This is a genomic window from Xanthomonas sp. WCS2018Noco2-27 (assembly GCF_031843525.1).
Taxonomy (GTDB): domain Bacteria; phylum Pseudomonadota; class Gammaproteobacteria; order Xanthomonadales; family Xanthomonadaceae; genus Xanthomonas.
This window is the reverse complement of sequence record NZ_JAVTIK010000001.1, coordinates 404,333-430,846: the sequence shown is the minus strand read 5'-3', so window position 1 is coordinate 430,846 and position 26,514 is coordinate 404,333. Positions and strand designations below refer to the sequence as shown.

Sequence of the window (26,514 nt, the reverse complement as noted above, 5' to 3'; positions counted from 1 at the left end):
GGGCCGCCCGCATCACCTGAAGTCCTGAGAGCACTGCTATGACGACGTCTTCCCGAATTGAGTGGACCGAGCAGACGTGGAACCCCATAGTCGGGTGCACGAAGATTTCTGCTGGCTGCAAGCATTGCTATGCCGAAGTCATGGCACGGCGGCTTCAGGCCATGGGAACGCCTGGTTACGAAAACGGGTTTGCCTTGCGCTTGATCGAAGAGCGCCTGAGCGACCCCATGAAGCGCAAAAAAGCCACGATCTACTTCGTGAACTCCATGTCCGATCTGTTCCACGAGAAAGTGCCGTCCGAATACATTGATCGGGTGATGGACGTGATTTCTCAGACTCCGCAGCACAGCTACCAAATTCTGACCAAGCGAGCCGCGCGGATGGCGCGCTACTTCAAGACTCGCGCTGTCCCCAGCAACGCTTGGCTTGGTGTGTCAGTTGAAAACCGGCGCCACGGTGTGCCGCGCATTGACCACCTCCGTAAGGTGGATGCCAAGATTCGCTTCTTATCCGTCGAGCCACTCCTTGAGGATGTTGGCGACCTAGATCTGTCGAACATCCACTGGGTTATTGTGGGAGGAGAGTCCGGAGCCAAGGCGCGGCCGATGAAACCAGAATGGGCGGACGCAGTGCGTATCCAGTGCGCAGAGCAAGACGTGGCTTTCTTCTTCAAACAATGGGGTGGCTGGGGCGCAGACGGGAAGCGACGTGCCAAGGCTAAAAATGGACGGCTTTTGAATGGACGCACATGGGATGAAATGCCCATGCACGCAATGATGTAGGAAGACCACACCGATGACGCTCACTCCTTACACTTGGGATGATGGAGTTCCGGCAACGATCCAGCAGCACAGTATCGCCAAGCATGAAGTGCTGCGAGAGTATCTGGTCGCTTATCTGCAGACCTTGGTAACCACCCCGGCTCAAGACGCATTGAGTGTCACCTTGATTGACGGCTTTGCCGGGGGAGGCGTCTACAAGCACCAGGATACAAAAGAGCTTTTTTTAGGATCTCCCTTCATCTTTCTAGAGGCATCGAGAGAAGCCGAGGCATTGATAGCCATCGGCCGCCAAAAGCCTTTGCGGTGGAACTTGGATTACTTCTTCGTCGAGAAAGACAAGAAGGCACACAGGCATTTGAAATACGCGCTTGAGGAGCGCGGCTATGGGTTCAGGATCGACAAGGACATCCACCTCATCAATGGCTCTTTCGACAAGCATGCCAACAACCTAATTCAGTTCGTCAAGAAAAAAAGCCCGATCAAGGGACGCTCAATTTTCCTTCTCGACCAGTATGGCTACTCACACGTCCCTGCTTCTCAAATTAGGAACATATTTCACACTCTTCCGACTGCGGAAGTCATCCTGACTTTTGCTGTCGATGCTTTTATCAACTTCGCAGCGGACAACGAAGCCACGCGCCGCATCCTGAGGCGGATCGACCTACCAGACGTGCTGAAGGGGCGAACACTAGAAGACATTAAGCGCGTTGAGAAGGACTTCCGGCTGTATATTCAGAGCTGCTTTTACAAGGAGCTGGTGAAGCAGTGCGGCGCCGAGTTCTTCACCGTCTTCTTCATCAGGACTACCGGCCATGGTGACTATTGGCTAGTTCACCTCTCGCAGCACCCTAAAGCGCGAGATGTCATGACAACAGTCCACTGGAGCAAGAATAACCACTTCATCCACTATGGGGATGCTGGCTTGGACATGTTCCGCACCCTTGGGTATAGGGCCAGCGCTGACTCGCGTTTTACGGGACAGAACGAGCTTGGCTTTTGCTTCGATGAGAACGCTGGCAAAGCCAGCGTCGACGCTCTGGTAAATCAGCTCTCGCCTCTAATCCATGCTCAGCCGGGGGGAATCACGTTCGGCGAACTCTTCGCTGCGCACTGCAACAGTTCACCAGCAGACGCTCAGAAGTATCGCCTTGCACTCGAAAAACTCATCGACTACAAAGAAGTGACTGCAATCTCAAAGGACGGTGCACGCAGGTTACGTGCAACAACCATCACTGGTAGCGACCTTCTCAAAGTATCGAACCAAAGCTTTTTTTCGTTCTAACCATTTTCTGCGGACTAGGATCAGTAACCACCACTAGTTTGAGAAGGCCTAATTGGCGGCGTCTCACTCAGCGACATCGAACGGAAGCGCATATCGGCCGTGAGCTCCGAATACCATCGCGCCCGAGGGACGAATGTGTGCCACCTCATTAGGATCAACAAGATTACGGCTCATCTCGAAGGATCCAGGCTTGAAGCTTGCTTCATAAAAATTTGGCTTAACCTTGTGGCCACTGAATACAAGCATGAGCGCTGTCATTACGTGCCTGGGACAACGCATACCAAACGTGATTCCACATATGTCAAATGGTGCACATCCTGCACCAAATCCACGAGAAACGTCCCGCCATTCTTCCTCATACGCCCAATCTGGCGACTTGCGAAAGTAAGCTGACTCAACAACTGCCCTTAGCGCCCGCTCATCGTTCTGCAGCTTCCATCCAGCGATATCCGATAATTTAACCCCTCGATCGCTCGCGTAGTCAACGGGCGCAAGGTGTTGGCATCGATGGTTCGTTGCGTCGTATTCAATGCAGAATCCGCGATGGCTATCAGCGTAATGACTCCACATCAACGGACTGTCCCAGCGAGAAGACAACGTGAGCATGCCGCGGCTCCCTAAAATCTCGCGAACCCTGCCATCTATCTCCCTCTTTGCTGCACCAACATACTCCTCGACAGACGCTTGAACGTCGTTGTAATCCTCGTCATAAGTCCATTGGTTGCGCCGAAGCCGTTGAACAGAGTCCTCGGGAAAAAGCCTCTGATGAAGTGCCTCGATCGTCAGGCGATCAATGTCGTTAATTGTCTCGGTAAGCTCTTCAACCGGGTCATTGAACGCAGCTGTCCGAGAATACCAAGACTCACTTTCGCAGATAAGTTTCAGTGAGAAAGAATCAAACGCTCGATACTTGAATAATCGTTCTGGAATCATCGCCGAAAGTCTTCTTCTGTATCGCCGATATGTGCTTCAAGTTGTGCCAGCGCTTTACGTCGCTCCCGAGCTGACATCTTGGCGAGTGCCATGATGGCTCGAGCCGTCTCCTCATCCTCCGCCACCAAGTAGGCCATTGGCACCCCTAAGGTGTCAGCCAGCTTCCCCAGCCCATCCAAATCGATGCCACTGGTCTCGTTCTCGTAGCGATTGACCCGGCTACTGGCCAACTTCTTATCGAGCCCCATCAGCACCCCCAAAGCCCGCTGGCTTGGGATGCCTTGCAGTTCCCGAGCCTGTTTCAGGCGGGCAGCAAAAAGGGCACGGGGGGAAGCCTTCGGCACGTGAACGAATGTTGAAAAGTTGGCCGGACAGCATGACTTGCTCCTCCACTGCATGGCAGACTCTTCATGAAATGTAGCACCCTCCAACAACACACGGGGATTTCATGGACATCGCAAGGATCGCAGGCGCAGCCCTGCTCGCATTGACCGTGGCCGGCGTCGCCCAGGCCCAGGACGCACAAGAACAGAAGCCGGGCTTCTTCAGCCAGCTCGGAAAGAGCCTGGCCGACTCGGGCAAGCAGATGGTCGGCATCAAGCCGAACTCAGGCACCAAGGCCGGCAGCCAGGGAACTGGCTCGATTTACACGCCCATCAGTGGCGCCGGAAAACTGCCCAACCTCTTCAAGGGCGATAACCACCAGCAGGCCCAGGCAGGCCGCCTGGACTGGCCCCGAGTCGCGTTGACCTTCACCGAGTGGGGGGCTTCGCTGCCCTGCTGGACCGCAGAGGCACGGGTTTGGACCGGCCCCTCCGCGTCGAGCGTCGAGACCTTCCGCACCTGCTTCGATGCTGCAGTGACGGAAACGGACGACCTGGGCGAGACGGCGGAGCTCAACAGCGCAGCCCTGTGGAAAGGCCGGGACTCGCTCAGCGGCATCCGTGTGCCGCCCAGCAAGCCCAACACGGGGGCTCAGCGGTCCACGGGTCCCAACCCGCCGGCTCAGCCGTTCGTGGTCAATGTGAGCCGGCCTGGCGTCGCTGACCGGGCCGTGGACGTGTCGCTGCGCATCGCTTGGGTAGCCGGCTTTATCCAGACCGCCGACCTGCACCCAGGACCCAGCGGCTTGCTGACGCCCTTCAAGGACACACGGATGTGGATAGCGGGGTTCAAGCCCGACGGGAACCGCGACAAGTAACCCGGCCTCCTACTTCCCAATCCCTCTCGCTCTCAAAGGACAGACATGAAACACGCAAGGATCGGCCTGGTCGCGTTGACCATGGCCCTGGGCCTGACCGCCTGCGGCGGCAAGCCTTCGTCTGACAATGCCAAAGAGGCCTTTGTCCGGTTGCTGCAAGACAGCGGCGCCGGCCAAGTCACCGACGTTCAGAATTTCGAGCTCACCGGCTGCGTTGAGGCGGAGGGCGTCGACGGCTATCGCTGCGACACGAGGGGCAAGGTGGCGATCGACATCGGAGGCCGGCAAGTGCCCATCCCCGTGAGCAAGAACCTGCGCTACGCCAAGAGCGACGGCACCTGGAGGGCCTACGCCAAATGAAGACCCAACCCGATTCGATGGTGGGAACTTCAGCCGGCGCTGTGGGCGGCTTCCGCGAAGACGTCGTCATGCGCGCTGCCCCCAAGAAGGTGACTACTCCGCACAACCGGTTCTTCTGGTGGTATTCGCTGTCCCTGCTCTTCCTGGGCCCGTTCGGCTTCATCGTTGGGCCACTCATGGCTCGACGGGGCCTGCGGAAAGCCGAGCGGCTCTACCCCCAGGAGGTCTACGCGGCTCGGCGCCTCGACCAAGGGTTTACCGCTGCCCAGTGGTGGGTCATGACGCCACTGACCGTGATGGGAGCTTTTTGGGTCTACTCGGTAATGAGTGGCCTTCCCATGGTGCTACTTGTGTTGTGGCTGCAGTTGACCAGCTGAAGGTCTCGCTCCTGCCTGACAGCACAGAACTCAAAACATGGAGGAGTCGTTTAATACGCCAGTCACCGAGAGGAATTAGCTCTGGAAACTGCGAGGCCCGCATCACTGCGGGCCTCTTAGTATTGGGTCGAGAAAACCGCCATGAAATCTTACGATCGCGGCCGCTCGCGATATCTCTTTTCAAATTGAGACCTTAGCTCCCCAACACCCGCACCAACGCACTTTTCGTCCTTGCAAGGCCTAATCAGAGGCAAACCACTGGAAAATGCCCATTCCAGGGGGTCTCCATCATAAGGAGGCAGCAAAATTGTCAGATTGCAGGACCCATCAGACTTGAGCTTGACTTGAATTCGATCCCAAGAACCATTTTGCCACGGCACCCCTTGTTCAAATTCCAACAACTCCAGCGCATCTGAAGGCCCACTTTTGCATCCATTGGGCTCGAGAACAATCACCTTAGATGCAGGCTTGGATCTCCCTCGCATAGACCAGACCCTGTCATGAACGGAGTCGTTAGCCAACTGTCGGTTTATTTCGTAAGCCCCTTCGGCAATACACCATGCCGACAAACGAATCTCGCAATGTGAGGCAGGCGCAGCTGGCGCCTGGGTTGTAGGCGAAGCGATTGCAAAACCGCTTCCAAGAAGTCCAACCATGCTTGCGATAAGTGACAATTTGTTCACTAACAACCTCCGTTCGCTGCGCTTACGCCTTTATCACAGGAGTTTACATTGGTCTTGGCATTGATGATCTCTCCGAGGCTCTGAGAATTTGCCGGCTGACCAGAGAGATCCTTCATCACATTAGCGGGACCTGCGACATTGGCCGGAAGCTTATTTCCGTTAGCGTCAACCCCGCCCGCATATTGATCTCCTGCGCCGCCGGCATGACCAAGTTCGTGCGACATCGTTAAAGTTGTTGCCGCATCTGCTCCACCGGCACCAACGGTTACTTTCTTTCCGCCAATAGCGTTAGTTTCGGAACGTCCACTTTTAGTGACGTTAGCCGTATCAGGCACGACATTAACGACGTTGACGCCTCTGCCCCCTTTTGTTTGATAGACACCTTGCGCTGTCATCGTGACCTTGACGCCATTTACCATGGTCGTTCCAGAGAAATCTTGAGCGATCTGCGCATTGACAGAAGCAGCCGTAAAATTCGATGTTGGCACACCAGTCATCGTCCACGGAACTGTAAAGGTCACTTGATCGGGAGCTGACCAGAAAAGCCTACCGTCTCGCCCATCCGGGTCAGTGAACCGATACGGATTGTTGTTCGCATACCAGTAGCGGTTGAAGTTAGCCGCCAACACCGAGTCTGCGGCCACCGGATCCACGCTCAGGAACCGCCCAAGGCCCTGGTCATAGTAGCGCTGCTGCATGTAGGTCAAACCGGTCAGGCCGTCCATAGCGTGTCCGGTGTAGCCGATGCCATCAACCGTCTTGCCAATGGGACTGCCGTAGGGCTGGTAATCGGTCCGATCAACCACTTGACCAGCGGTATCCGTGACTGCGATAGGGCTCCTCAGAGCGTCGGTATGCTGGAACTTGATGGCCCCAGCGTTACGGGTGGCGAGCAAGCTCCCGTTAAGGTAGACGTATTCGGTGTTGCCATTGCCACGCACTTCTGCATAAAGCAGCTGTCCCGCTTGGCTATACGCTTGAACGTTCAAGGTAGACAAGCCACCGGACAACACCCGGCGCCCATAAGCGTCGTAGCGGTAAGCCTCCTTACCCGTTACGTCTCTGAGGCGATTGCCATAGTCGAAAACAAAAGCCTGGCCGTTTTTGTTCTTCAGATTGCCCTGTGCGTCGTAGCCCAAGCCGATGATGGTGGCGCCCGCGTTGTTCTGGACATTGGTCAGACGATTTTTCGAGTCATACCAATAGTTGTTCTCGCTGACGCCCGGCAGCTTTACCGTCAGGATGTTATCCAGCACGTCGTAGGTGTAGCGGTTCCAATGATCGCCACCGAAACGAGCGGAGCCGGCTTCCATGAGGCGATCCAGGCCGTCGTAGCCCATGTAACGATTGAGGCTCTCTCCACGCTGCTGATCAAAGATCCCAGTAACGTTGCCATTGGCGTCGTATTGATACTCAAAGGAGGCAACGTTGTAGTCCCGCACCTGCTGCGGCATCTGGCGCGCATTAAGCACCAAAGAGTGGTTTACGCCGTTGCCATAAGTGAACTGGCTGGCCGCACCATTTGGGTAATAAGCAATCCCAGTGGCATAGCTGTTGCCGGCCTGGTCACGAACAGCCGTGGGCTGACCCAACGCGTTCGGCGCGTAGCTTACGGTTGTGCCAGTGGGATAGCTCTGGCTGGCCAAGGCTCCATTGGCGTCGTAGCCATAGCCAAATGACCAGCTGACTCCTGGCTGCTCAATCACCTCGGACAACAACTGCCGGCGTTTGTTGTAGTTGTAGACGTTAACGACTGTCGTGTTGCCCGTGTCGTTGACCGTGCTCACGCGAGACGGAAGACTGTCCGGCGTGTAGTCCCAATCTTGATCGCCATTGCGATCTGGGAATCGCAGCGTCTTGAGCCGGTTGCGCGGATCGTAGGTGCGGGCCACACGCCTCCCACTGTTCGCTGCCGCATCCAGGTCGCAGCTTGTCGTGCTCGGAAGGTCTAGGCCGCTGGCAGACCAGGCCAGGTTGCCGGCAGCATCGTAGGCCAAGACTGTCGACCCGCTCTCGGGCTCAATCACTTTGCACAGCTGTTGGTTCGCGTCGTAGACGTAGCTTCGGGCAGCAAGGCCCACGCCATGTTCAACCGGTGGTGGTGCTACCACTTGCACGACTTGGTTGCTGGACTCGTTTCCGATGTCCCCGGCAGAGTCTCGCATCCGCCAGCGCAGGTTGTAGCCTCCTGCAGCCAGGGGCGCCCGCAGGTTGAAGGTGAAATCCACGCTTGCGCCAGGCGCCACGTCTGAGGGAAGGCTAACTTCGCCGGGAGACCAGCCACGGGTGTCACCGACCAACACTGCGCGGTAGCCCTGACCTTGGCGCCAAGTGACGTTGCCCGTGTTTGTGAAGCGAACCGACCCGTTGAACGAACGACCCGTCGAAAGTTGCGCAGGCATGTTCTGGGAAGTGAACGCGGCACCGCGCTGAAGCGCCGGAATTGCTAAAACTCCTGATCCGTCAATAGTCGTATTGGCGCCACCGACCGGTGACAGACCGTGTATATAAAATGGCTTGCCTCCATAGTTACGGATCAGATCGTCGGTAATCGGAATAGAAAAACGATAGTTGCTTCCTGTCGAAGAACATGCGCTGGCAACACCTGGCTCGCTGGCAAGATTCGAGCCCGCACTAGCGACCATGGCGCCGCTTCCGGCGGGACCACCGGCATACATATGAACTTCAATGGACTGCCTCAGTCGCGTTGAGCAGGCCCACCCGACTATGTTTCGATTCTGAAAGCCTTCAATGTTCCCTTTGATGACTGAGGCGGGCACAGATACGGCGCCCGACCCTGCGATGACGTTGTTCGCACCACCGATGGGTGAAAGGCCATGGATGTAGACGGACCTTCCTCCGTGGCTTCGAATCAAATCCTCGGTTATGGGGATGGAGAAACGATAGTTGCTGCCCGACGCAGAACAAGCGCCGGCTACGCTTGGCTCACTCGCGATGTTCGCGCTAGCAATGGCGGCAATCGTTCCACTGCCAGCAGCCCCCCCTGTATACATGTGGATATCGACCGATCTAGCCAAGCCAGTCGAGCATGCCCATCCAACTATTGCGCTGCCATTCTGAATTCCTTCGATGTTGCCTTTGATAATCGACGCAGGCACCGCCACTGCGCCCGACCCAGAAATGGTGTCGTTCGATGCGCCTACCGGAGACAGCCCATGGATATAGATGGGTTTACCGCCGTTCTGGATGATGAAGTTCTCATCAATGGGGAACGAGAAGCGGTAGTTGCTGCCAGAAGCACTACAGGCGTTTGCAATACCGGCGTCACTTGGCAACGTCGCTGCCGTAGCCCCAGCAAAGGTTCCCAAGCCCGCAGGGCCGCCGAGATACATATGCACATCAACGGAGCGGTTCAAATTAGTTGAACAGGCCCAGCCAGCGATTGAGCCGTAGGTGACGCTGTCGATGTTACCTTTGATCAGCGATGGGATGACCTGGACCGTCTGAGAGCCAAAGCCACCAAACCATTCCTTGCCCTCCTGCACCATCCCCCAGACAAACTGATATTGCCCAGGCGTTGTAGGTGCAGTGACGTTGAAGTTGAAGGTGACCGTGCTATCAATTGAGACTGCGCCCGGCAACTCAACCCTGGAAATTCCCCAAGGACTCACTGGAACCGAACTACCGCCGTAACCAAGCTTGTGCCCGATGCCCGAGCCCCACTGCTGGTCGCCGACATTCTTGTAAGTTGCGCTGGTAGCATAGGTTTGGCCAACCACCATCTGACCCGGCACGCTGTAGCCGACCCACCTCGCGTCATTGAGCGGGATATCAGGACAAAGGTTACCTCGACCTGCCGGCGATCCATCTGGGCATTGCTTAGCTGCTTCTGCAAAGCCAGGAATCACTAAAAGCAGCAGCAAAGCAATCATCCCCCACAACAGCTGAAAGATCTTCGATGTTTCAGCAGAACTCATCTGACAGTTCTCCATTACGTGCTCAACCGCTTCCATGCACTGGTTCATTGCGCTCCCCGCTCAATCTTGATGGCTTTTCCGAAGACATCGCGAGCAATGTTGGTCCTGCTGGACTCTGGTAGCTGCACCCAGACAGGTGCGTCATAGACCGGTTGATCGAATACTTGGTAGCCGGTGCGCGTCTGAGCACCACGCGGGTTGGTGACCAGAGTTTGCGCGCCAGGCAGATACTGCGTGATCGTGGTCAGAAGCCCCTGCTCGCTGTCCTGCGACACGGCCGTCGGCCGACCCACCACGTCGAATTCTGTCCAGACGCCGATGCTGGCGGTTTCATTTCCGCTTGGATAGGACGCAAAGACAGCTCGACCCTCGTGGTCGTAGACGAAGCGCTTGACGCGCAACGTTCCTGACCCATTTGCCGCGTCGTATTCCCGCGTCAACAACGGCTGCCACAGCGCATCAAAGTAGGTAATTTTCTGGGCATTGCCAGTGGTGACGATTTGGCGCCAGTGGCCGGCACCGATGCCGTATTCGTCGCTACCCACTCTTTCAAACGTCTGTGCCGTTGAGTGCCAGGCTGTACTGTCACCCGATGGGTAGTTTGTGGCATTGAGTCGCCCCATCGCGTCGTAACCATACGTGGTCGCAAATCCATTCTCATCGTTGGTCTGACGGATCCAACCGTTGTCGTCCACAGAAGCGGACTTGGCTGTGCCATCGGGATTCGCAACCGTCTGGGGAATGCCGCGCTTCCAACCAGACAGGGTCGTTGCATTTCCTAAGCCATCCTTGACTTGGGCTAGGGTCCCATCGGGATTGTAGGTATAGGTTGCAACCAGCTTCCCATTGCGCCGCTCCGTCTGGGGCAACGCGTTGCTGCCGTAGTCGACCTGAGAGGTGGCGATGCCCGTGTTGATGTTGCGAGCAACGGCGGTTTGCCCCAAGACCCAAGCACCACGCTCGTCGTAATACGTGGTTTCGTCGGTTCGGCTGTGCCAGGGACTGAAACGCTCAATGCGGGTTGGTCTTGCGAACTCGTCAAAACACGGCTGGCCGCTGCAGTCGGCGACGCGCCAAACAAACTGGTCGCCTTTGTCGATCGTGATCACCTGACGCATGGGCCGCTGCCTGGCCGCCACCGTGTTATCGCCATAGTTGCCGCCCGGATACATCGTTCGCGCCGCATAGGGAGCCGCATCAAATGCAGCGTAATCGGTCATCCGCGTGCGAACGGCTGTAGAACCATTCCAACCGAAGTCCTGCTGGAGTAATAAGCCTTCGTTGGACCAATAACGATTTCCAAACCGATAACGTGTGCTCTGTCCCGCAGGGTCTTTAACTGTGATGTCTCGAGTGATGGGGGAGCCGGCATTGCACTCGACGTATTTGGCAGGGTCGCTGGGGCTTGGGTTGGGGCTTGGCTGCCAGCAGTTGTTTGGTGTGCCGTAGTCATACGTCCAGGTGAGGCCCTGCGACGGCAACCCGGGGCCGGAGATACGCCGACTGGTAACTGCCATGACATAGAACTGGTAGGGGATGTCAGAGTAGGCTTCTTCTCTCCTGCAAACCCTGGGCACCCACGACCGTCCCATCAGCATGGAATTGATCGTGTAATCGCTGCGAGCACCGGTGGGAGCAGTAATGCTTCCCACTCTAGTGCCACCCGACCAAGGGCGTATGTTGTCGCAGCCAGGCGGCTGGCCGTAAGTTACGCGCGCACGAGACAATTCGAGCAAATTAAGCGTCCAACTGCTTCCGTCTGGCAAGGTCACCGTATCTACCGTCGCACCGTATCCATATGACCACGAGCGTCCACCGGTGGTTATCGAGGTAATAACGGTGCCATCTCCCCCGGCATATGAAAGGTCTATGCGGCGTCCATCGCTAGCGACAATGCTCAACAGTTGCCAGGGTGCCCCTGGATTCCAGTTGTAAGTCACCGTGTTACCAAAACGATCTGTCACCCGCGTGGGATAGATCAGAACTTCCCTGCGAACCAGTATGTAGTCATTGGCAACCATCGGAACGATGTTGCCAACGCTGGCAGTGCTCATTGCAGCACCTGCAGAAATGGACTGTGGGCCAGGGGAAGACTTTGCCAGCGCTGGATAGGAGCGCGTGACCATGTGATTGAATGCATACACACTGCCTTGTGTGTCAACCAACTCAAATCCTTCACCACGAACGCCCGATTCGCTGGCCCCGTCCAATGCTGCTAGACAACGGACAGCAGAGCCATCCTTCAAAACAATGGGGTAACGGCGCCCGTCGTTTGGAAGAAGTGCTTGAGCAGAAGCTCGCAGTAGTTCCTGATCGCCGCTTCCAGGGCGATAGAGAAAGTTGCCGCGCCAGAACTCGGACGACTCAAAGATCCCACCTTGGTTTTGGGCAGCCGGGGGCACGCTGTAGCTGCTGCACCGGTTGTAAGCGGTGTCTCTGGTCCCGTTTATTGCCCAGCCGTCGGGCGCGGTGTTGCCGCCTGGAAAGGCGAAGACTCCGTGCATGTTGGGAATATCCAAGTCCCAGAGGTTGAAGTGCCCCCTGCTCGGACTACCCACCGCGAACCGACGCCCTACCCGGACTTGTAGAGCATTGTTCCCCTTTAAGTCGACGTCGGTCTGGGTGATTTCCATCGAGCCCGTATAGAGGTTGATGTTGTCTCCGAAGAGCTTGTCACCTGGACTTGCGACCACAGCCCCGGACTGAATCAGCTTGCCGTAGTCGTCGTAGACGTTCTCGGCCAATCCTGCTGCGGGCAAGATCCCTGCCAGCGCAGCCAGCCCCAGTCCAATCGCGCGCGTCCGGCGCGAGGTCGTGCCCGATTCCATAGCATTTTCCAAGTTGATGACTGATCGAGATCTGGGTAGACCTCCTCGCTCCCACGAACTCGCGCTCATGCAAAGGCGAGGCATGACAACGCATGCCCAGCCAAACCATTGGCAGGTTTTCGTGTTCAAAGAATGCGGAGGGTGCGCGAAGCGCGACCGCGAGGTCATTCCCCAATACCCCCACGCCATCTAAGGTTGCGCGACGCCAATTCGATGTCAACCACCCGCCATTGCTTGCTTGCGTCTGCAGGAGCCGGGAGACAGCAATACAAGCTCTTGACGTTATGAGGAATAGCTCACGAAAGATGGCGCTAAGAGCAGTATCCCTACGCTGGATTCAGAAAATTCTGACGCTGTTTTCAGCGGTTATCTGACACGGAATGACGATGCTTATAGACATGTTTACGACACGCCGCACGTGCCGCTTTTCTTGTTGCGCAGTTCGGCCCGCAAACCTCGGCTCAGGGCGTTTGGTCACACCTTCAGAAATAAGGGATTGACGCTAGAGCTCGTTTGTTAGATACAAATGATGACCGCGCGCCACATCGTGGCTACAGGGGCGCGGCGTAACCCCACAACTCGCCCAGCTGGGCTGCCTTCGGCTGTCTGTTTCACCTCCGTCAATTCGCGCGTCCTTCAACAGGCAACGGCCTTGTCCGGTGTTTGGTGGGTTCGTGCGTCCCCCAGAAACATAAGGAGATGTGCTGCTATGCGATTCCGATTCTTCCTCACCGCCTTGCTGCTCACCACGTTCAGTGCGGGTGCCCAAGCCCAGGTGGTCACGCTCAACAAGGGTGGCTACACCTTGAGCTACGACTGCACGAACCGCACCGCGCTACGTTACGAATATGTGCTGCAGGCGGACAACGGCTCGGCGGCTCGCCCGTCGAGCTTCAACCTGGATACAGAGCTGCCCAGCGGCTGCGCCGGCCAGACGTCCAGCGCCTCCTACGCCAGCGTGCGTTCGGGATACGACCGGGGACATCTGGTTACGTCCAATCACATGGACTACAACGCCACCTACATTCGCCGGGCAAACTTGATGTCCAACATCGTGCCGCAGGTGGCCAGCTTCAACCAGGGCATCTGGGTGCGGGCGGAAGAAGTCGCCGAGTGTTACCGCGATATCGCCAGCGTCCAGGTCTATGGCGGCGTCATCTACAGCGACACCACCAACGATTACTTCCTGACAAGCCATGGCATCCGCACCCCAGATTTCTTCTGGAAGACCATCATCACTGCCAATCCCAGCGGTGGCTCGCGGGCCATCAGCTGGCTGATTCCGAACAGTGCCACGCTCGGGTCGCTGGACAGCTACATCGTCAGCATCAACGAGCTAGAAGACACGTTTGGCGCCAGCACGATTGGCATCTCAGCACCGGCAAACGTCAAGGCGATGTTGCCAGCTACTACCTGGCCGCAGCCCAGCGGTTGTGACTTGAGCTAAGTCTTGCGAAACGCAAAGAAGAGGCCCCGGCTGCGGAGCCTCTTCTAACTTTTTGCCGAGCTAATGCTGGTAGCTGCCGAACAGACAACCCATCAATCCCTAACTTTTTCTTTCCCAACTTGCGTTCGCCCAAGCTTTTCCTCAACCGCCGCAATCCTGGCTTCTTGCCGCTGCACATACGCCGGACCTTTACGCAGTCGAACGAGTATGCCGATCGCATAGATTGCAAAGCCATAAATCGACAGGCTAAGGAAAGCCAAACCTGGAACAACCCACTTCATTCCCCCGTCGAAGAACGCGAGAGCAGCATAGGCCGCCCCGATACCTATGATTGCAAGGCAGAAAAGCACCTGTTCCAAAAGAAAAACCGCCGTCTTCGCAGGATTCCCTTGCAGTTCCACTACTTTTCTTAGCTCTGCACGCAGAATCTTCAAATTCATTCGGTCACTTAAAAGACCAAGCCGCCCCCAGGCCCACCCCAGTGTCCAACTTCCCCCTGTCGCCAACACCACGACCAAAATACCGTTGAAGATGCTGTTCGCATCCAAGTGCAGTTCACCCATGCTCTCTCTCCTGAAGGTGTCGATGTGTTTTGGCTAGTGCGGCTCTTCGCCTTAAAAGGCGTGTGCCGGGGTCAAGTGGATCAGCCTGCTGTCGCACCAGAAGAGACGCAACAGCGCAAAAAATGTGCGCCAGTTTGCAGGGTTGGATCTTTCATGCTCAACATTACTGACGATCGGTCGATAACACGCTTTCATCCCTGGCGTTGATCAATTCGCCCCTCAAAGACAAAGCAAGTCAACGACGGTCTCAACGCGAAAAGCCAAGCCCCGCTACTCACTTTGAGGGTCGGTTACATTGACCGCTATGACGGTCCTGGCAACATCCGCGCCGGAGGGAGTTACCTCACTGCCAATGGCGTCGGCGGCGCGGATCTCCCAGTATGAATCCGGAGCCATGTCTATCAGCCTTGAGGCATTTTTTGAGATGGCCGGAACGCTCGAAGTGCCGCCGGCTTTCTTATTGGCCAGCAGCCACGGTATGGCCGACGCAATCTTGGCGTTGGGAGAGCAAAGCGATCGACAACAGGACCAACTGGCAAAGGTCTTGGTGGCGCTATCTAAGCTGGAGCCCAAGGTGCGTGCTGCGCGCGTCCAAAAGTTATTGATGCCGAACGCTGACGAATAGCGGAACCATCGAGGCGCCCCGAACCCGCTACTGAAGTGGAGTCACATGCTATACAAGCATCTGGCACGGAGGCCTAGGGGGGCCTGAACATGGGACTTTATCTGCGCAAAAGCGTAAGGGTTGGACCTCTGCGGTTCAACTTGTCGAAGGGCGGGATTGGCGTCTCGGCCGGAATCAAGGGGCTCCGGGTCGGAACTGGTCCGCGGGGTAATTACGTGCATATGGGCGCACGCGGCATTTACTACCGCGCAACCATCCCTCCGGGAGCCACACGTCCTCGCCCGGTGACACCACGCGGCTCCGTTCGCCCCGTCTCTGGCGCCCAGCCCTCCCCGCCTTCAAACCCACAATCGCCTGAGATTTCGCGCACCCATGGCCCGATGGTCGACATAGATTCGGCCGACGCGACCACGATTGTGGACTCGTCCTCGCAGGCATTGCTGGAAGAGCTCAATGCAAAGAAAAAGAGATGGCGCATGTGGCCAGGCGTCGCTATGGTTTCGGCGCTGGTGCTTTTGATTGCGACTGGCAACGAAGCCCCGGACTGGGCGCTGGTTATGCTGGCTCTCTTGAGCGTGGGAGGCATTATCGCAGCGCATTTGAAGGACCAACTCCGGAAGACGGTAGTTCTGATGTATGAGCTGGACGAGCCGATGGAGAAGGCATTGGAAGCACTCCACGCAGGAGCCCAAACCATGGCCTCCGCTTATGCCACGTGGCACGTGTCCTCCCACGCCAAGGTCTTCGACCGGAAATACCACGCTGGGGCTGGAACCCTTGTTAAGCGCAAGCCGACGCGCTTTGCCTCAGCACCGCCCCCATTTGTCAAAACGAACATCAAGACCATCGCCGTCAATGTCGGAACCCAGGCACTCCATTTTTTCCCGGACCGTGTTCTGATCTACGACGCGAATGGCGTTGGCGCGGTGGGCTACAAAGAGCTACAGGTGCTGGTGTCATCCACTCGCTTTATTGAGGATGGCAGCGTTCCGCGTGATGCAATGGTTGTGGATCGGACATGGCGTTACGTCAATAAGAAAGGAGGCCCTGACCGCCGCTTCAAGGACAATCGGGAGCTGCCGGTATGCCAATACGAAGAGGTCGCCCTGCGCAGCGACACCGGCCTCAACGAGCTACTACAGATTTCTCGTCTGGGATCAGCCGCTGGGTTCGCCTCAGCCATTGAGGGCCTATCCCGAGTCATGCCTAGAGAGCTGCCCTAGCGATCGCCTCTGTCAGCAATGACTTTTAAAGAACCCCGGCAGCCCTAGCGTCTGCTGTCCTCTGTGAGAAATCTTCCACCGCGGCACTCATGGCTTCCTCTAAAGACCTGCGACGAGCCATCGCGGCCTGTCGCATCTGGAGAATGGCACTGCGGCCGGCCACCAGGTCTGCCTCGATTTGGGCCCTTCTTGCTTGAATGGTTCGATCTAGATCCGCGACCTGCCTGGGATCGATTGCTGAGTTCGGGTTGAAGTGGAATCGTGCTTCTTTTTCCTGCCGCCACTTCATAAGGCGGTCGGTCAGCGCGGGCCCAAACCCCGGAACGTTTAGAACCGCATTGCGATTCACATCTGCTGCCGTCTCGATGCCAAACGATTCCAGCATGACTTTCTTCGCCGCCCCGATGCCCGGAATAGTGGCTCGCTCAATCTCGAACTGATCCAAGAACTGTTTGCGTGCGATCTGTTCGCGATTGTTGGACAGCGCTCGATAACGCCTTTCTCGTTCCGCCTGCAGACCGGCATGCTCATCCCGCAGCGGACGAAGCTGATTCTGCTTCGCTTGAAGCTGAGTGTCCGCTTGCTCTTGCTTCCATCGAGCGACGAGCCCGTCGTATTGGGCTTTCGCTTGCTTATAGCCGGACGCCAGTGGTGCGAAGTCCGAACGGCCACGGCTGTTGACCCACGCGCCCATCGCCCACCCCAGACACGCCCACACGGGGGCTAGCACCGCAGAAAGCGCGATGCCAAGCACCACAATAAGCAGCCCCACCAGCCACCCGGTCGTTTTCCAGAAGGTGTGCCTGCGGCCCAATGCTTGAATCTGGGGATTGGCAGGCACTGCCTTCACCTGAGGCAGCGCATGCATGGGTGGCAACACTGCTGTCGTGATATCTCGCCAAATCGCATCCAGGTTGAAGGGACCGGAGGCCAGCTTGGGGATGACGACCGCTGCACCGCCAAAGAGCGAAATCCCGGCGCGTTCAATTGGACACCATGGGCACTCAGCCAGCCCATTGAAATAGGAATGGGACGGCCTGGAAGAACACCGTTTGAAGTGCTGCTCCAGCTTCGTCAGGGCCTGGACCCAGTCTTCTGCCTTGGGCCGCCCGCCCGGCTTGGCCCCCTCGATGCCAAAGGCCTTTTCCCAGAGGTCTGCAACCCAAGGCGATGCCGCGGCCGGCGAGGCACTCAATGGCGGGGGCTTCATGCGGGTGCGCGCAGTGTCTTTGCCGTAGGCGTAGCGGAACTCAGGGATCGCCTTCTCGATTGGCATGTCGCCCGGCCCGCTGTATCGGCCAGCAAAGGGATGCCGACCGTTCATGAGCATCTGAAAAATCAGGACGGCCAAGCCGAAGTTGTCATGGTTGGCGGTTCGTGTGACTTGTTTGAAGGCCTTTCCGTGGAGCTCGGGCGGCGTAAAGTCTTGAACGCCGACCTCACAGAGGAAGGTGCGCCCTTGGTGCGAAATCTGGAAGCTGTCCGTGTCGATCAGCTTCACGGTCGCATCGGGTGACACCCGCACGCCTCCGTGATTGACATCCCCAACCAAGTGACCCGCCTGGTGAATAACCGAGAAAGCTCGGGCCGTGTTCAAAGCGGCGCGAACGACCAGTCTCCAGTCGGCCTGGGGAAATTCCGCTAGACGGCTTTTCGGACTGTAGAGCTTATGAATGTCCTTCGACGCACGAAGGTTGGCCATGACGAAGCCACAGACCTTGCCATCGGATTGCCGCAAGACGTCAGTGGGCCAGGCGGTGAGCTGATCCAGCGCCGTGGTCCGAAGGGCAGCCATGGCCACCAGCTTGTCAGCTCTCTCACTGCTGATCGCCGCCAAATAGATCTTGGCAGCTGAGTCCGGCCTTCCTTCGATCTCGAAGACCGTTCCCTCTCCCCCCTTGCCCAACTGCTTTCCTAGCCGGACCGGTCCTGATTTACCAACCAGAGCAGCTGAGACCACTTAGGCGTCCTCTACTGACGCCGGTGCGTCTGGTAGCTTCGCCAGCCGACTGGCAAGCAGGAGCGTCTTGTCGTCGTCCGTCCGCTCGCAGATCACCGGCGAGGCAAGATAAGCTTCCAGCTTGGAGGACAATTCTTCGCTGTAGCCCGGGCTTTCCAACGCGCGAACGGGAGCAAATATTTTGTCGAAGAAAGGCGAATGAACGCTTTGCGTGGCCTGGTGGAGCACCAATGCTTCGATGCCATCGGTGAACACCGCGACCTCATCCACCGCGCCCACATTGCAGGAGAACTCCGCGTTCAAAACGGCAGCCGGATCGGTGACGAAGACGGTCGTGTTGATGTATTCCCCGTGCTGGGGCCAAAACACATAGGCCCAATCATCGCCGCGAGGGCGAATAACAATGGCCCCGTCGCCCACCTGGAAGAAGCATGCATGCGTCGGGGAGACGATGGCCGCCACCAACGTGCAGGCATACTCTCTGACCTCCAACCCGTCGGCCACAGCCCTGTGCGCAATACGGGTCGTAACGCCGGCGAGCCAGTTCAAGACCACGTTCCGCGTTATCTCTTCAACGCCATGGCCGTCTTCAAAGTGGTGGCGCACACAGTCCCGAACCTCCGCCGTCGCCAGCTTCGCACCGGTTTCTGATTGAGATGCACTTCCCGCGCCATCGGACGCCACCAAGAGCACAGTGCCGCTCTCTGGAAAGAACTCCTGTTCATAGGCGTCCTGGCAGTCCGTTCCAAACTTGATGTGGGATGTGCCAATGGATGAGGCTGCAACGACGCGCCAATCCTGGAGATCCATTACACGCTGGCCCAGCCGTCCGGGGCAGCGGGGTTGACCAGAGGCACATTATCTCCAGGGGTCGAACGGGACACCGCGCTCATAGAGTTGGACAGCCACTTGAAGAGTTCCTTGAACTGGAGCCCCTTCAGATGCAGCGGTGCGCGCGTCGAGATTTGGCCGAGGATGTCCATGTCTGCCCCCTGCACGCCAACCGCGAAAAACTGGAAGTTCTTCGTTGCTTCCCCTTCCCGAACCAAAGCTGCAGCGCGTTGCCATGCGTCGGTCGGCGAACCATCGGTGAGGAGAAACACCCAAGGTCGGTAGTAGGAAACGCCATTGGCTTTGTAGATCTCCTTGCGTTGCCGAACCATCTCCAAGCCTTGCTCGATCGCTGCGCCCATCGGGGTGTCCCCAGTGCACGACAGCACGGGAGGATAAAAGCTGTCTGCCGTGACAAAGTCCGTCACGGTCTGGACCGGACCGAAGGTGACAATGGCGACCTCCACCCGCTTGGCGGCGAGCGAGTCCGAGTTCAGTTCTTCCTGGAACTGCAGCAGGCCCGCGTTGAGCTGCTCGATGGGCTTGCCGCCCATGGAACCTGAGGTGTCCAGCAGCAGCAGGCAGGCGCACCGGTTCTCTGGGTTCTCCGCAAAATCGCTGGCGCCAAAAGGCACCTGTTCAAAATCGTTCATTACGCTGGATCTCCCTGTCCATTGGCTTGAAGCGCCATCATAGCTCCGCCAATCAACCCAATCTATGATGGGCCATGGTGACTCGCCCTACCCCTACCTCATTGCCAGCTTGGGCACCGCAACAAACTGCGGATTGGACTCCCTTAGCTGTTTCTGCAGTGATTATCCTCACCATGGCGGCAGCGCTAGCGCTTCGCACTGCTGATGTAGAGAGCGCGCCAGATAAGACGACAGTAGAAACCGCAGCGAACTCATCAGTGACACCTCCGTTGAATGCAGGAACCCCTGCTTTTTCGACCGAGCGCGTCGGTTCCCTGAGGCTGGTGCCCACCACTCAGCTGCCGCCGGTAAAGCACCCCCTGCAGGCCGACGAGCGATGCCCTCTGTCGTCGCTGCCCAACCCGTCCCCTGAGGCCAAGGCGGCTATCAACGCGGGATGGCACGTCAGTGCGGACATGACGTTCAAAGGATTTCGCTTCGTCATGGTGGACGCCGGTGCGAAGAAGGCTTCCGCTGGCTGCATGGCTATTGGAGCCAGCGCTTTGGTATTCAATGCCCACGGCCTCATTGCCATTGCTTACGACCGAAACGCCAAGCAGTCGTCCAGGTTGAGCTCGTTAACCATCGGGGAATCTGGTGCCTTACAGCTCGGAGCCTTGAAAGGACCACTTGCTGAGGTCAGGGTCAGTGACCAGCAGATTGCTCTCAAGCGTTTGCCCAAGAGCAAGCTAAAGGGCTTCTGAGGACACGCCCTCGATATGACTCAAGAGTCGCCAAATAACTCTGCTCATCCTGCTCGGCGCGTTCACCCTGCTGAGTGAAGCGAAGCACCAACACACCGTCACCAGCCGCTTCGAGAAGGCCTAGAGCTCCGGAACTTTCCAAGTCAGCTACTCCGCAGCTGGCCGAGTCACCGGTGGCAGCACTGTCTGAGCATACGGTAAGCGCGCAGCAAACAGACAGCCAACATCTCTGCAGTACGGATGACCTTTCACAGTTCCAGCGGGATGTATTGCTTGTTGCTGTGCCTCGCTAGCCTACTACTGACAGGAACTAGCCCCCCTCTATGCAGGAGCTTCCCACAAAGTGCTAGGATTTACATAGGCCCTGGACTGGCCGGGGTTGCCAAGGAGATGGTAATGAGCTTTCCCGCAGATGTCTTTTATCCCGCTCAAGCTGAACTTTTGCCCGAAGGGACGTTGCTCTACGCTCGCGATGCGTGGTGGCTGCGATGCAGCCTGGTAGGAACGGCGGAAAATGTGGTGCCGAAGGTGCTGGCCCTGACGGGGGATAGAACTGGTGTTATGACCATGCTCGCGAATTCGGAAGTGCTGGCTGTGAACTCGAAATACGGCTGGGAAATTCGCGTTCCTCACCCACTGGATTTAAACTCGGAATCTAAAGTCATCGGATCAATCAGTGTTGGCGAAGGTAGCCTGATCGGAATCTGGGGGCACATTTACGGGGACACGGACGCACTGTATTGCATTGCTCCGGATGGCACTGCAGTCGCCAATGACCTAGTCCCTTGGTCCGCGAAAGTAAGGTATCCTGTCTACCACGTCTGGCTGCAAGAACGTCGGACCGGCAAGCTGATTGGCGACGCCCCGCTGTTTAGCAAAGAATAGTAGTTAATCGGTACCTGCTGCCTTGGCGGCAGGTTCTACTAGAATCCCATGAGCAGAATTTTCGCATCGGCCCTTATACTGACTGCGCCATAAGCCTGCAACAAAGAAGCCGAGACTCGGAAAATCACTCGCTGCAGAGGAATCACAGAAAGCCCATCTTTGTCAGTTATTAGACGTTCGAGGACTGCCAATCCGCAGCCATTAATTTGTTGCGCCAGCCTCATTTCGAACAGGTAGAGAGACAATATGAGCCTACCGAAGGAGGCCAGATGTGACCTACAACCAGCTTGCCAAGATTGCCTCTTCCTATGGGCTGCGAGATTCCATCATTCATATCTGGGCATACAGCTTACATGTCGGTTATGGATACAACCTCCCCTTTGAGTATGCGCACTCGCGGCAAGGTTTTCAAAATCAAATGAAGCCGAGCGTCCAGGAGTTCTACCTGGACCTCTACCTCAGAGAGGTGCTTCTTCACGCAGGTGCTTCGAAAGGCGCGCGCCGCTCGCTACGGGACTGGAATGACCTTGGCACACTCCATAACGCTATTCGCAGCTACAGCGATTTCAAAGCAAAGTGTGACTTAGACATCTGGACCACAATGCACCGTATCGGGCATCAACAGCTGCCTCACTTCGATCGCTTCGGATCCTCATATCTTGGGCGCTACTGGTCTCTCTACAAGCGTGGTCGCCTCTCCGACGTCGTTTACAACGCGTTGGGCCTAACATCTGAAGATTACTTTCTCTTCGCCGGAGCCACGCAAGCGCTCTTCATGAGCAACTATGAAGTCCCGTTGCTGTCACAGCTGACCGCACTCGACTTGGACGTCGCGGCAGTGACAGCAAGGGTAGCTGCGATAAGCGCCACGCCCAAGCTGTTGCGTAACCGCTGCCTCCTGGATGCACGTCATGACTCGTCCTGGGACTACACCCCTAATCCTGTAGCGGTGAAACCCTTAATTCTGCTGCGATCCGACGCCCCGACTAGGCTTTCCTGTCCACGCCCGTCACTTCTGGGCAAGCGACTACTCGCAGGACTCTTTTATGACCTTGCGAACGCGGAGGGCTTTGCCCAAGCCTACGGAGATGCATTCGAGGATTTGGTGGGCGACTGCTTTGATCACCTCACTGGCACGACGACCGCCGAGCGCCCTGCCCCCTACACCGTGGCCGGTTCCCAGCGACACGGTAGCGACTGGATTCTCAAAGACGCGACCACCACCGTCTTCGTGGAATGCAAGACCATGAGGATGCCCATCTCGGCACAGCTTGCGGCTAGCCCTGGCGATTTGGAGCATGGCCTGAAGCGCCTAGCGCAAGCCGTAGTCCAGAACTACCGAAATATCATCGACGTAACGTCAGGCGGCGCAGGAATCAATCTGCCTGATGGGCCTATCTATTCCCTTATTGTCACCCTTGAAGACTGGATCCTATTTGGCCAGAAGGCAGTAGATACCCTTACCAGCCTCGTGGAGCAAGAGCTATGCGAGCGCGGGATGGATGCCAGCATCTCGCAACGTTACCCATTTGCCATTGTCGGATGCGCGGCATTGCCACGGGTAGTCGACTCCGTCAGCCAGCATGGGTTGCATATCTTCACGAACAAAGCCTCTCAGCGCTTTAATGGCTACCTTTTTCCACAGTTTTTGAACGAAGCCAACTTATCCAGCGAGGGGCCGGCGGCCGCGATGTTTGAGGGCGAATGGAAAAATTTGAGGGAACGCCTCAGGATTCGATTCCCGATGACATCGGGTCAGTAATTCCCATTAATCTCTCCGGAAAGCAGCATTCACAGTTCTAAAACAAGTGAGAGTAGAGGGCTGCGCCAAACTAGCTCGCGCCTCTCTCACTCGCCATGCGCATCTTGCGTTCCGGGCGCGAATGGCGCCACGCGCTCGAACCAGAACAATTTGTCGTTGCTCAGATAGCTCGGATTCTTCGCTGGCCGCTCGTGGCAAAACGCGCAAGCAGGAAAGCGGTTTTTGCTATGCACGCAGATGCGGACGTTGCTCAGACTAGGGACACCGGGTTCTCTTGGTGGCAATGGTGGGTCATGACGCTGATGACGCTGCTCGGCGCGTTCGGGGCCTTCGCACTGCTGACTGGGCTGCCGATGTTCCTATTTGTCAGGTATGCGCAGTTGACTCAGTAAAACGCTGTCACTAGTCCAATACCCGCATCCGTTAGCCATCGGACTCGCTACCGTTCAATTGCCCTGACGATATTCATCAAGGGCCAAGATACGGCTTCTCAAGCCAAAGCCAACAGCGTTCATACACTCTTGACCAATCACGTCCACCCCGATCCGGATACCCCACGTCCACGGTCAGGACCAACTCGCGCCCCGACGCCTGGGCGCTGCACGCAGGCCGCAAGAAGGCGATGAGACCCCGCAACCGGCTCTCAGAATGCTTTCACCACTCAGAAAAGCGCTAAGAGTCTAAAATAATTTCTAAATCTTTCGCTTCCGCTTTTCAACTTGTGGCTTGCCATCCAATATTTCCTTCAACTCCTAAAGGAGATGATCCCGACAGCATAGAGACGCACTCCTCTCCGCTGCCGCCAGCCTTCGATAGAGGCGAGCTATCTGAGCCCTTTCCCAGTTCGATTGAGTAGATTTTTTCTCAATAGAGCAAATCTCTTCTTTGATTCGCCTTGCAGACGCCATCGCTTTCCTGCAGCGAGACTCCTTTATTCTAGAATCGATCGACATTCATCCTCCAAAAGATCAGATTTGACAAAGCACAGACATGTGACAGGATGCAAAAACCTCCCAGCAGCGCAACGAAATGAAAACAACTCAAAGGATGCGGTCATTTCTCACAAAATTTCTTGGATCACCCGAATTTGTGGTGCTATCTATTCTGACAATCCCTATTGCAGGCTTGATTAAGCTTTTGACACTCCGGTAACTGAACCGCTCTAGGGCGAGCGACTCGAACCATCTGGGACCAGGCCAAATGCATCAGCTATCCATCCTATCCAGTAGAAGCTAGTAACGGCCAGGGTAATTGTCAAAAAAATCCAAAACCAAAATGCAAATCGCGACTTACTCTTGCTGCCAACTTGAACCCATAGACCAGTCCCCGCATGAATAAGCGCAAGTGGAACCACCACTGCCATTCCCGCCACAGCCAGCCTCTCTTTATAAATCAAGAAGCAACAAACTCCGACAATCAAAAAAAGAACAGAAAGCGCATAGCAAATCGCGTCATATTTCAACGGGACCTTAAATCCCATCCAGACTGCAACTCGCTCAACACGTGTGAAGTATAGACCCGCGCCCCCAATAAGGGCGGCCAACACCGGCATTACATAAGAGAAGTACTCCGCCAAGTCCTTGGTATCTCTGAGTAAAAACACGCCTGTCAGCAGCAAAACCAGAAACATGGACACAAAGAAGTTAAAAAGTGAGGGAACAGTGGCCAGTCGGGGGGCATCCGCCACCTCAAGCCTCTGCTCGACCGAAATCAGTTGATCTTCAACTCTCTTGAGGCGTTTCTCAAGATCATTACGTGCAAGACACGTATTTGCCGCACTCGTTGGAGTTGCGATGTATTGCCCAGAGAGCACTTTTATTGCCGCGGATAGGCGGCGCATTGCCACTTTGACCACCATAGATTCGCACTTCCATTTTTAATGACCACTACATGTATTAGACAAAATGCCCAGGACGAAATCATTGCAATCCCCAGGCAAGGGAAGTTAAACCCGGCGAATGCGCACCGAGTCCGCTGAGCTTCTCCACGGCTGTGAAATCACGACTATAGGTCGAATGATGCTCGTCATCGAGCTCATGACCAACGATCTGCGCGCGAAGTTCCGACACGACCCCGGCGCCCTGGAGCTCTTGAATAAATGTTTTCCGGAGCGAGTGGAAGCCACGCTTTGCCGGCGCCCAGCCCTTGCCAACTTCAGCAAGATGCCGGCTGAAGGCCTTGGTGATCCAGTTGCCTTGCCCGTTCACCGCCGTGGCCTTGGCCGCCGGGAACAGCCTCGTCTCACCTGCCTTGCGCTTCCCCTCGACCCACCTCAGAAATCCTATCCTCAGCAGTTCGGGGTGGAGGGGCACGGTGCGGATGCTGACCTCCGTTTTCACTTTCTGATGCTCTCCCTCGTCCGAAATCCGGATGCATGGGATGCCGTCTTCCTCGAACACGTCCTTGATGAGGAGTTGACCAACCTCCGACGCCCGGGCTCCCGTGTAAAGCCCGATCATTGATGCCCAGCGGGCCGACTCGGACAGCTTAGCAAGCGCCTCTGGCGCGAACAGGGCCTGGATCTGTGCACGGTCATACGCTTTGAAACCCAACTTCTTCCGGGCCCGCTTCTCGCGCTGTGAGTAGCTCACGTGGCCACTGGCGGGGTTGTCGCCTCGCGGGTAATGGCCTGACGCCATGGCCCATTCGAAGAACCCGCCCTTGCCGCCGATATAGGATTGCTTATTCGTGAGCGTCGGCGTAGATGCACCTTTTTCCCGCATGTCCTGATACCAACGCGCCAAGTCTGACCGGGTGATGGCATGGACCTTCATCATCGGCCCCAGGAACGCCACCAACGCCTCGATGGCCGTCTTCTTGATCGTGTAGGTCTTGGGCAACGTCGAGCCCTTGAGCGTCGCCAGGAATGCGTCACGGGCTTTGCCCAGCGTCATTGTTTCGATGGCCGGTGTAGAAGCCTGCTTTACTGAGCTGGGGTGCGGGGCGGAGCCGAACATGGTCGGCACGGCACCCGGGCGGGCCCGAGCCTGCAAGGCAGCGCCGGCCATCGCTTCCAACTCCATCAGCTGCCGATACAGCTTCAGGTCCTTCGGACTGTCGATCTGCCACTGCTCCGTCACCGTCCCATCCGGCTGGCGGGTGCGGTTGAGCGTCAGGTCCTGAAGATTTTCTGCGCTCGTCAGACGCGCAATGAGCAGATCCGCGTCCGACTTGCTGAGCTTGGTCACGCGTTGATCCTTCAACTGTGCGAAGAGCCGAGCATAGCCCGCTCCCAGCACGACCGCACGCACGTGAGCCTGCGGCAAGTCCTTAGTTTGCAAGGTGCGTTTGATAAGCCGGCAGCCCATCACGGTTTGCAAATCGACGGGCACACGTTGGACGAACGACCAGCGGCCGGTGGACGACCGGCTCAAATGATGAGGGATGCGCATGCGAGTTTTTCCTCTGCATGCTTCCTGCCTCCAATCAATTCGCCTA

Annotated in this window: 21 protein-coding genes and 2 pseudogenes; 13 read left to right on the top strand and 10 right to left on the bottom strand. The window is 56.8% G+C overall.

Going from position 1 to position 26,514, the window contains the following annotated elements:
- Positions 1-38: 38 nt before the first annotated feature.
- Positions 39-782: a phage Gp37/Gp68 family protein gene (locus tag RQH86_RS01890; RefSeq protein ID WP_311238476.1), complete on the top strand. Its 744-nt coding sequence runs from the start codon at positions 39-41 to the stop codon at positions 780-782.
- A 13-nt stretch (positions 783-795) separates the two neighbouring features.
- Complete coding sequence (locus RQH86_RS01885; RefSeq protein ID WP_311238477.1) at positions 796-2,064, top strand: three-Cys-motif partner protein TcmP; 1,269 nt, start codon at positions 796-798, stop codon at positions 2,062-2,064.
- 63 nt (positions 2,065-2,127) lie between these two features.
- Here RQH86_RS01885 and RQH86_RS01880 read toward each other — a convergent pair whose 3' ends face one another.
- Positions 2,128-2,997: a DUF2971 domain-containing protein gene (locus RQH86_RS01880; RefSeq protein ID WP_311238478.1), complete on the bottom strand. Its 870-nt coding sequence runs from the start codon at positions 2,995-2,997 to the stop codon at positions 2,128-2,130.
- Positions 2,994-3,341, bottom strand: a complete 348-nt coding sequence (locus tag RQH86_RS01875; RefSeq protein WP_176341067.1) for a helix-turn-helix domain-containing protein — start codon at positions 3,339-3,341, stop codon at positions 2,994-2,996. The genes RQH86_RS01880 and RQH86_RS01875 overlap by 4 nt, the downstream gene beginning before the upstream one ends.
- A 104-nt stretch (positions 3,342-3,445) precedes the next feature.
- On the opposite strand from RQH86_RS01875, the gene RQH86_RS01870 reads away from it, so the two are divergent.
- The 3 genes from RQH86_RS01870 to RQH86_RS01860 are packed head-to-tail and all read left to right on the top strand — an operon-like array spanning position 3,446 to position 4,935.
- On the top strand, positions 3,446-4,198 hold the full coding sequence (locus RQH86_RS01870; protein WP_311238479.1) for a hypothetical protein: 753 nt from the start codon (positions 3,446-3,448) through the stop codon (positions 4,196-4,198).
- A 45-nt stretch (positions 4,199-4,243) separates the two neighbouring features.
- Entirely contained in the window at positions 4,244-4,558 is a 315-nt protein-coding gene (locus RQH86_RS01865; protein WP_011036783.1) for a hypothetical protein, read from the top strand.
- On the top strand, positions 4,555-4,935 hold the full coding sequence (locus RQH86_RS01860; protein ID WP_311238480.1) for a hypothetical protein: 381 nt from the start codon (positions 4,555-4,557) through the stop codon (positions 4,933-4,935). The genes RQH86_RS01865 and RQH86_RS01860 overlap by 4 nt, the downstream gene beginning before the upstream one ends.
- A gap of 682 nt (positions 4,936-5,617) precedes the next feature.
- On the opposite strand, the gene RQH86_RS01855 is transcribed toward RQH86_RS01860, so the two are convergent.
- On the bottom strand, positions 5,618-9,511 hold the full coding sequence (locus RQH86_RS01855; RefSeq protein WP_311238501.1) for an RHS repeat-associated core domain-containing protein: 3,894 nt from the start codon (positions 9,509-9,511) through the stop codon (positions 5,618-5,620).
- Between the two features lie 89 nt (positions 9,512-9,600).
- Positions 9,601-12,396, bottom strand: coding sequence for a type IV secretion protein Rhs (locus RQH86_RS01850; protein ID WP_311238481.1), 2,796 nt, complete (start codon positions 12,394-12,396; stop codon positions 9,601-9,603).
- A 697-nt stretch (positions 12,397-13,093) separates the two neighbouring features.
- On the opposite strand from RQH86_RS01850, the gene RQH86_RS01845 reads away from it, so the two are divergent.
- Positions 13,094-13,831 carry a DNA/RNA non-specific endonuclease gene (locus RQH86_RS01845; RefSeq protein ID WP_311238482.1) on the top strand — a complete coding sequence of 246 codons (738 nt, stop codon included), beginning with the start codon at positions 13,094-13,096 and terminating at the stop codon, positions 13,829-13,831.
- A gap of 92 nt (positions 13,832-13,923) precedes the next feature.
- On the opposite strand, the gene RQH86_RS01840 is transcribed toward RQH86_RS01845, so the two are convergent.
- Positions 13,924-14,394, bottom strand: a complete 471-nt coding sequence (locus RQH86_RS01840; protein ID WP_311238483.1) for a hypothetical protein — start codon at positions 14,392-14,394, stop codon at positions 13,924-13,926.
- 394 nt (positions 14,395-14,788) lie between these two features.
- On the opposite strand from RQH86_RS01840, the gene RQH86_RS01835 reads away from it, so the two are divergent.
- From RQH86_RS01835 to RQH86_RS01825, 3 genes and pseudogenes are all read left to right on the top strand, one after another.
- Entirely contained in the window at positions 14,789-15,019 is a 231-nt protein-coding gene (locus RQH86_RS01835; protein ID WP_311238484.1) for a hypothetical protein, read from the top strand.
- 89 nt (positions 15,020-15,108) lie between these two features.
- Positions 15,109-15,255 (top strand): annotated as a pseudogene (locus RQH86_RS01830) (DUF4236 domain-containing protein); the annotation flags it as partial.
- A gap of 144 nt (positions 15,256-15,399) precedes the next feature.
- Entirely contained in the window at positions 15,400-16,242 is an 843-nt protein-coding gene (locus RQH86_RS01825) for a hypothetical protein (protein WP_311238502.1), read from the top strand.
- Between the two features lie 25 nt (positions 16,243-16,267).
- Here RQH86_RS01825 and RQH86_RS01820 read toward each other — a convergent pair whose 3' ends face one another.
- The 3 genes from RQH86_RS01820 to RQH86_RS01810 are packed head-to-tail and all read right to left on the bottom strand — an operon-like array spanning position 16,268 to position 19,686.
- Positions 16,268-18,148, bottom strand: a complete 1,881-nt coding sequence (locus tag RQH86_RS01820; protein ID WP_311238485.1) for a hypothetical protein — start codon at positions 18,146-18,148, stop codon at positions 16,268-16,270.
- A 54-nt stretch (positions 18,149-18,202) separates the two neighbouring features.
- The gene (locus RQH86_RS01815; RefSeq protein WP_311238486.1) at positions 18,203-19,012 is read right to left on the bottom strand and encodes a PP2C family serine/threonine-protein phosphatase; all 810 of its coding nucleotides are present in this window, start codon (positions 19,010-19,012) and stop codon (positions 18,203-18,205) included.
- Positions 19,012-19,686 carry a VWA domain-containing protein gene (locus RQH86_RS01810; protein ID WP_311238487.1) on the bottom strand — a complete coding sequence of 225 codons (675 nt, stop codon included), beginning with the start codon at positions 19,684-19,686 and terminating at the stop codon, positions 19,012-19,014. The genes RQH86_RS01815 and RQH86_RS01810 overlap by 1 nt, the downstream gene beginning before the upstream one ends.
- Before the next feature lie 158 nt (positions 19,687-19,844).
- On the opposite strand from RQH86_RS01810, the gene RQH86_RS01805 reads away from it, so the two are divergent.
- From RQH86_RS01805 to RQH86_RS01790, 4 genes and pseudogenes are all read left to right on the top strand, one after another.
- On the top strand, positions 19,845-20,429 hold the full coding sequence (locus RQH86_RS01805; protein ID WP_311238488.1) for a hypothetical protein: 585 nt from the start codon (positions 19,845-19,847) through the stop codon (positions 20,427-20,429).
- Positions 20,430-20,825: 396 nt separating this feature from the next.
- Positions 20,826-21,314: a hypothetical protein gene (locus RQH86_RS01800; RefSeq protein ID WP_311238489.1), complete on the top strand. Its 489-nt coding sequence runs from the start codon at positions 20,826-20,828 to the stop codon at positions 21,312-21,314.
- A gap of 271 nt (positions 21,315-21,585) precedes the next feature.
- Entirely contained in the window at positions 21,586-23,076 is a 1,491-nt protein-coding gene (locus RQH86_RS01795) for a hypothetical protein (RefSeq protein ID WP_311238490.1), read from the top strand.
- 185 nt (positions 23,077-23,261) lie between these two features.
- A pseudogene (locus RQH86_RS01790) lies at positions 23,262-23,468 on the top strand (hypothetical protein); the annotation flags it as partial.
- A 770-nt stretch (positions 23,469-24,238) separates the two neighbouring features.
- Here RQH86_RS01790 and RQH86_RS01785 read toward each other — a convergent pair.
- Positions 24,239-24,934: a hypothetical protein gene (locus RQH86_RS01785; protein WP_311238492.1), complete on the bottom strand. Its 696-nt coding sequence runs from the start codon at positions 24,932-24,934 to the stop codon at positions 24,239-24,241.
- A gap of 61 nt (positions 24,935-24,995) precedes the next feature.
- On the bottom strand, positions 24,996-26,468 hold the full coding sequence (locus RQH86_RS01780) for a site-specific integrase (protein WP_311238493.1): 1,473 nt from the start codon (positions 26,466-26,468) through the stop codon (positions 24,996-24,998).
- Positions 26,469-26,514: the final 46 nt, after the last annotated feature.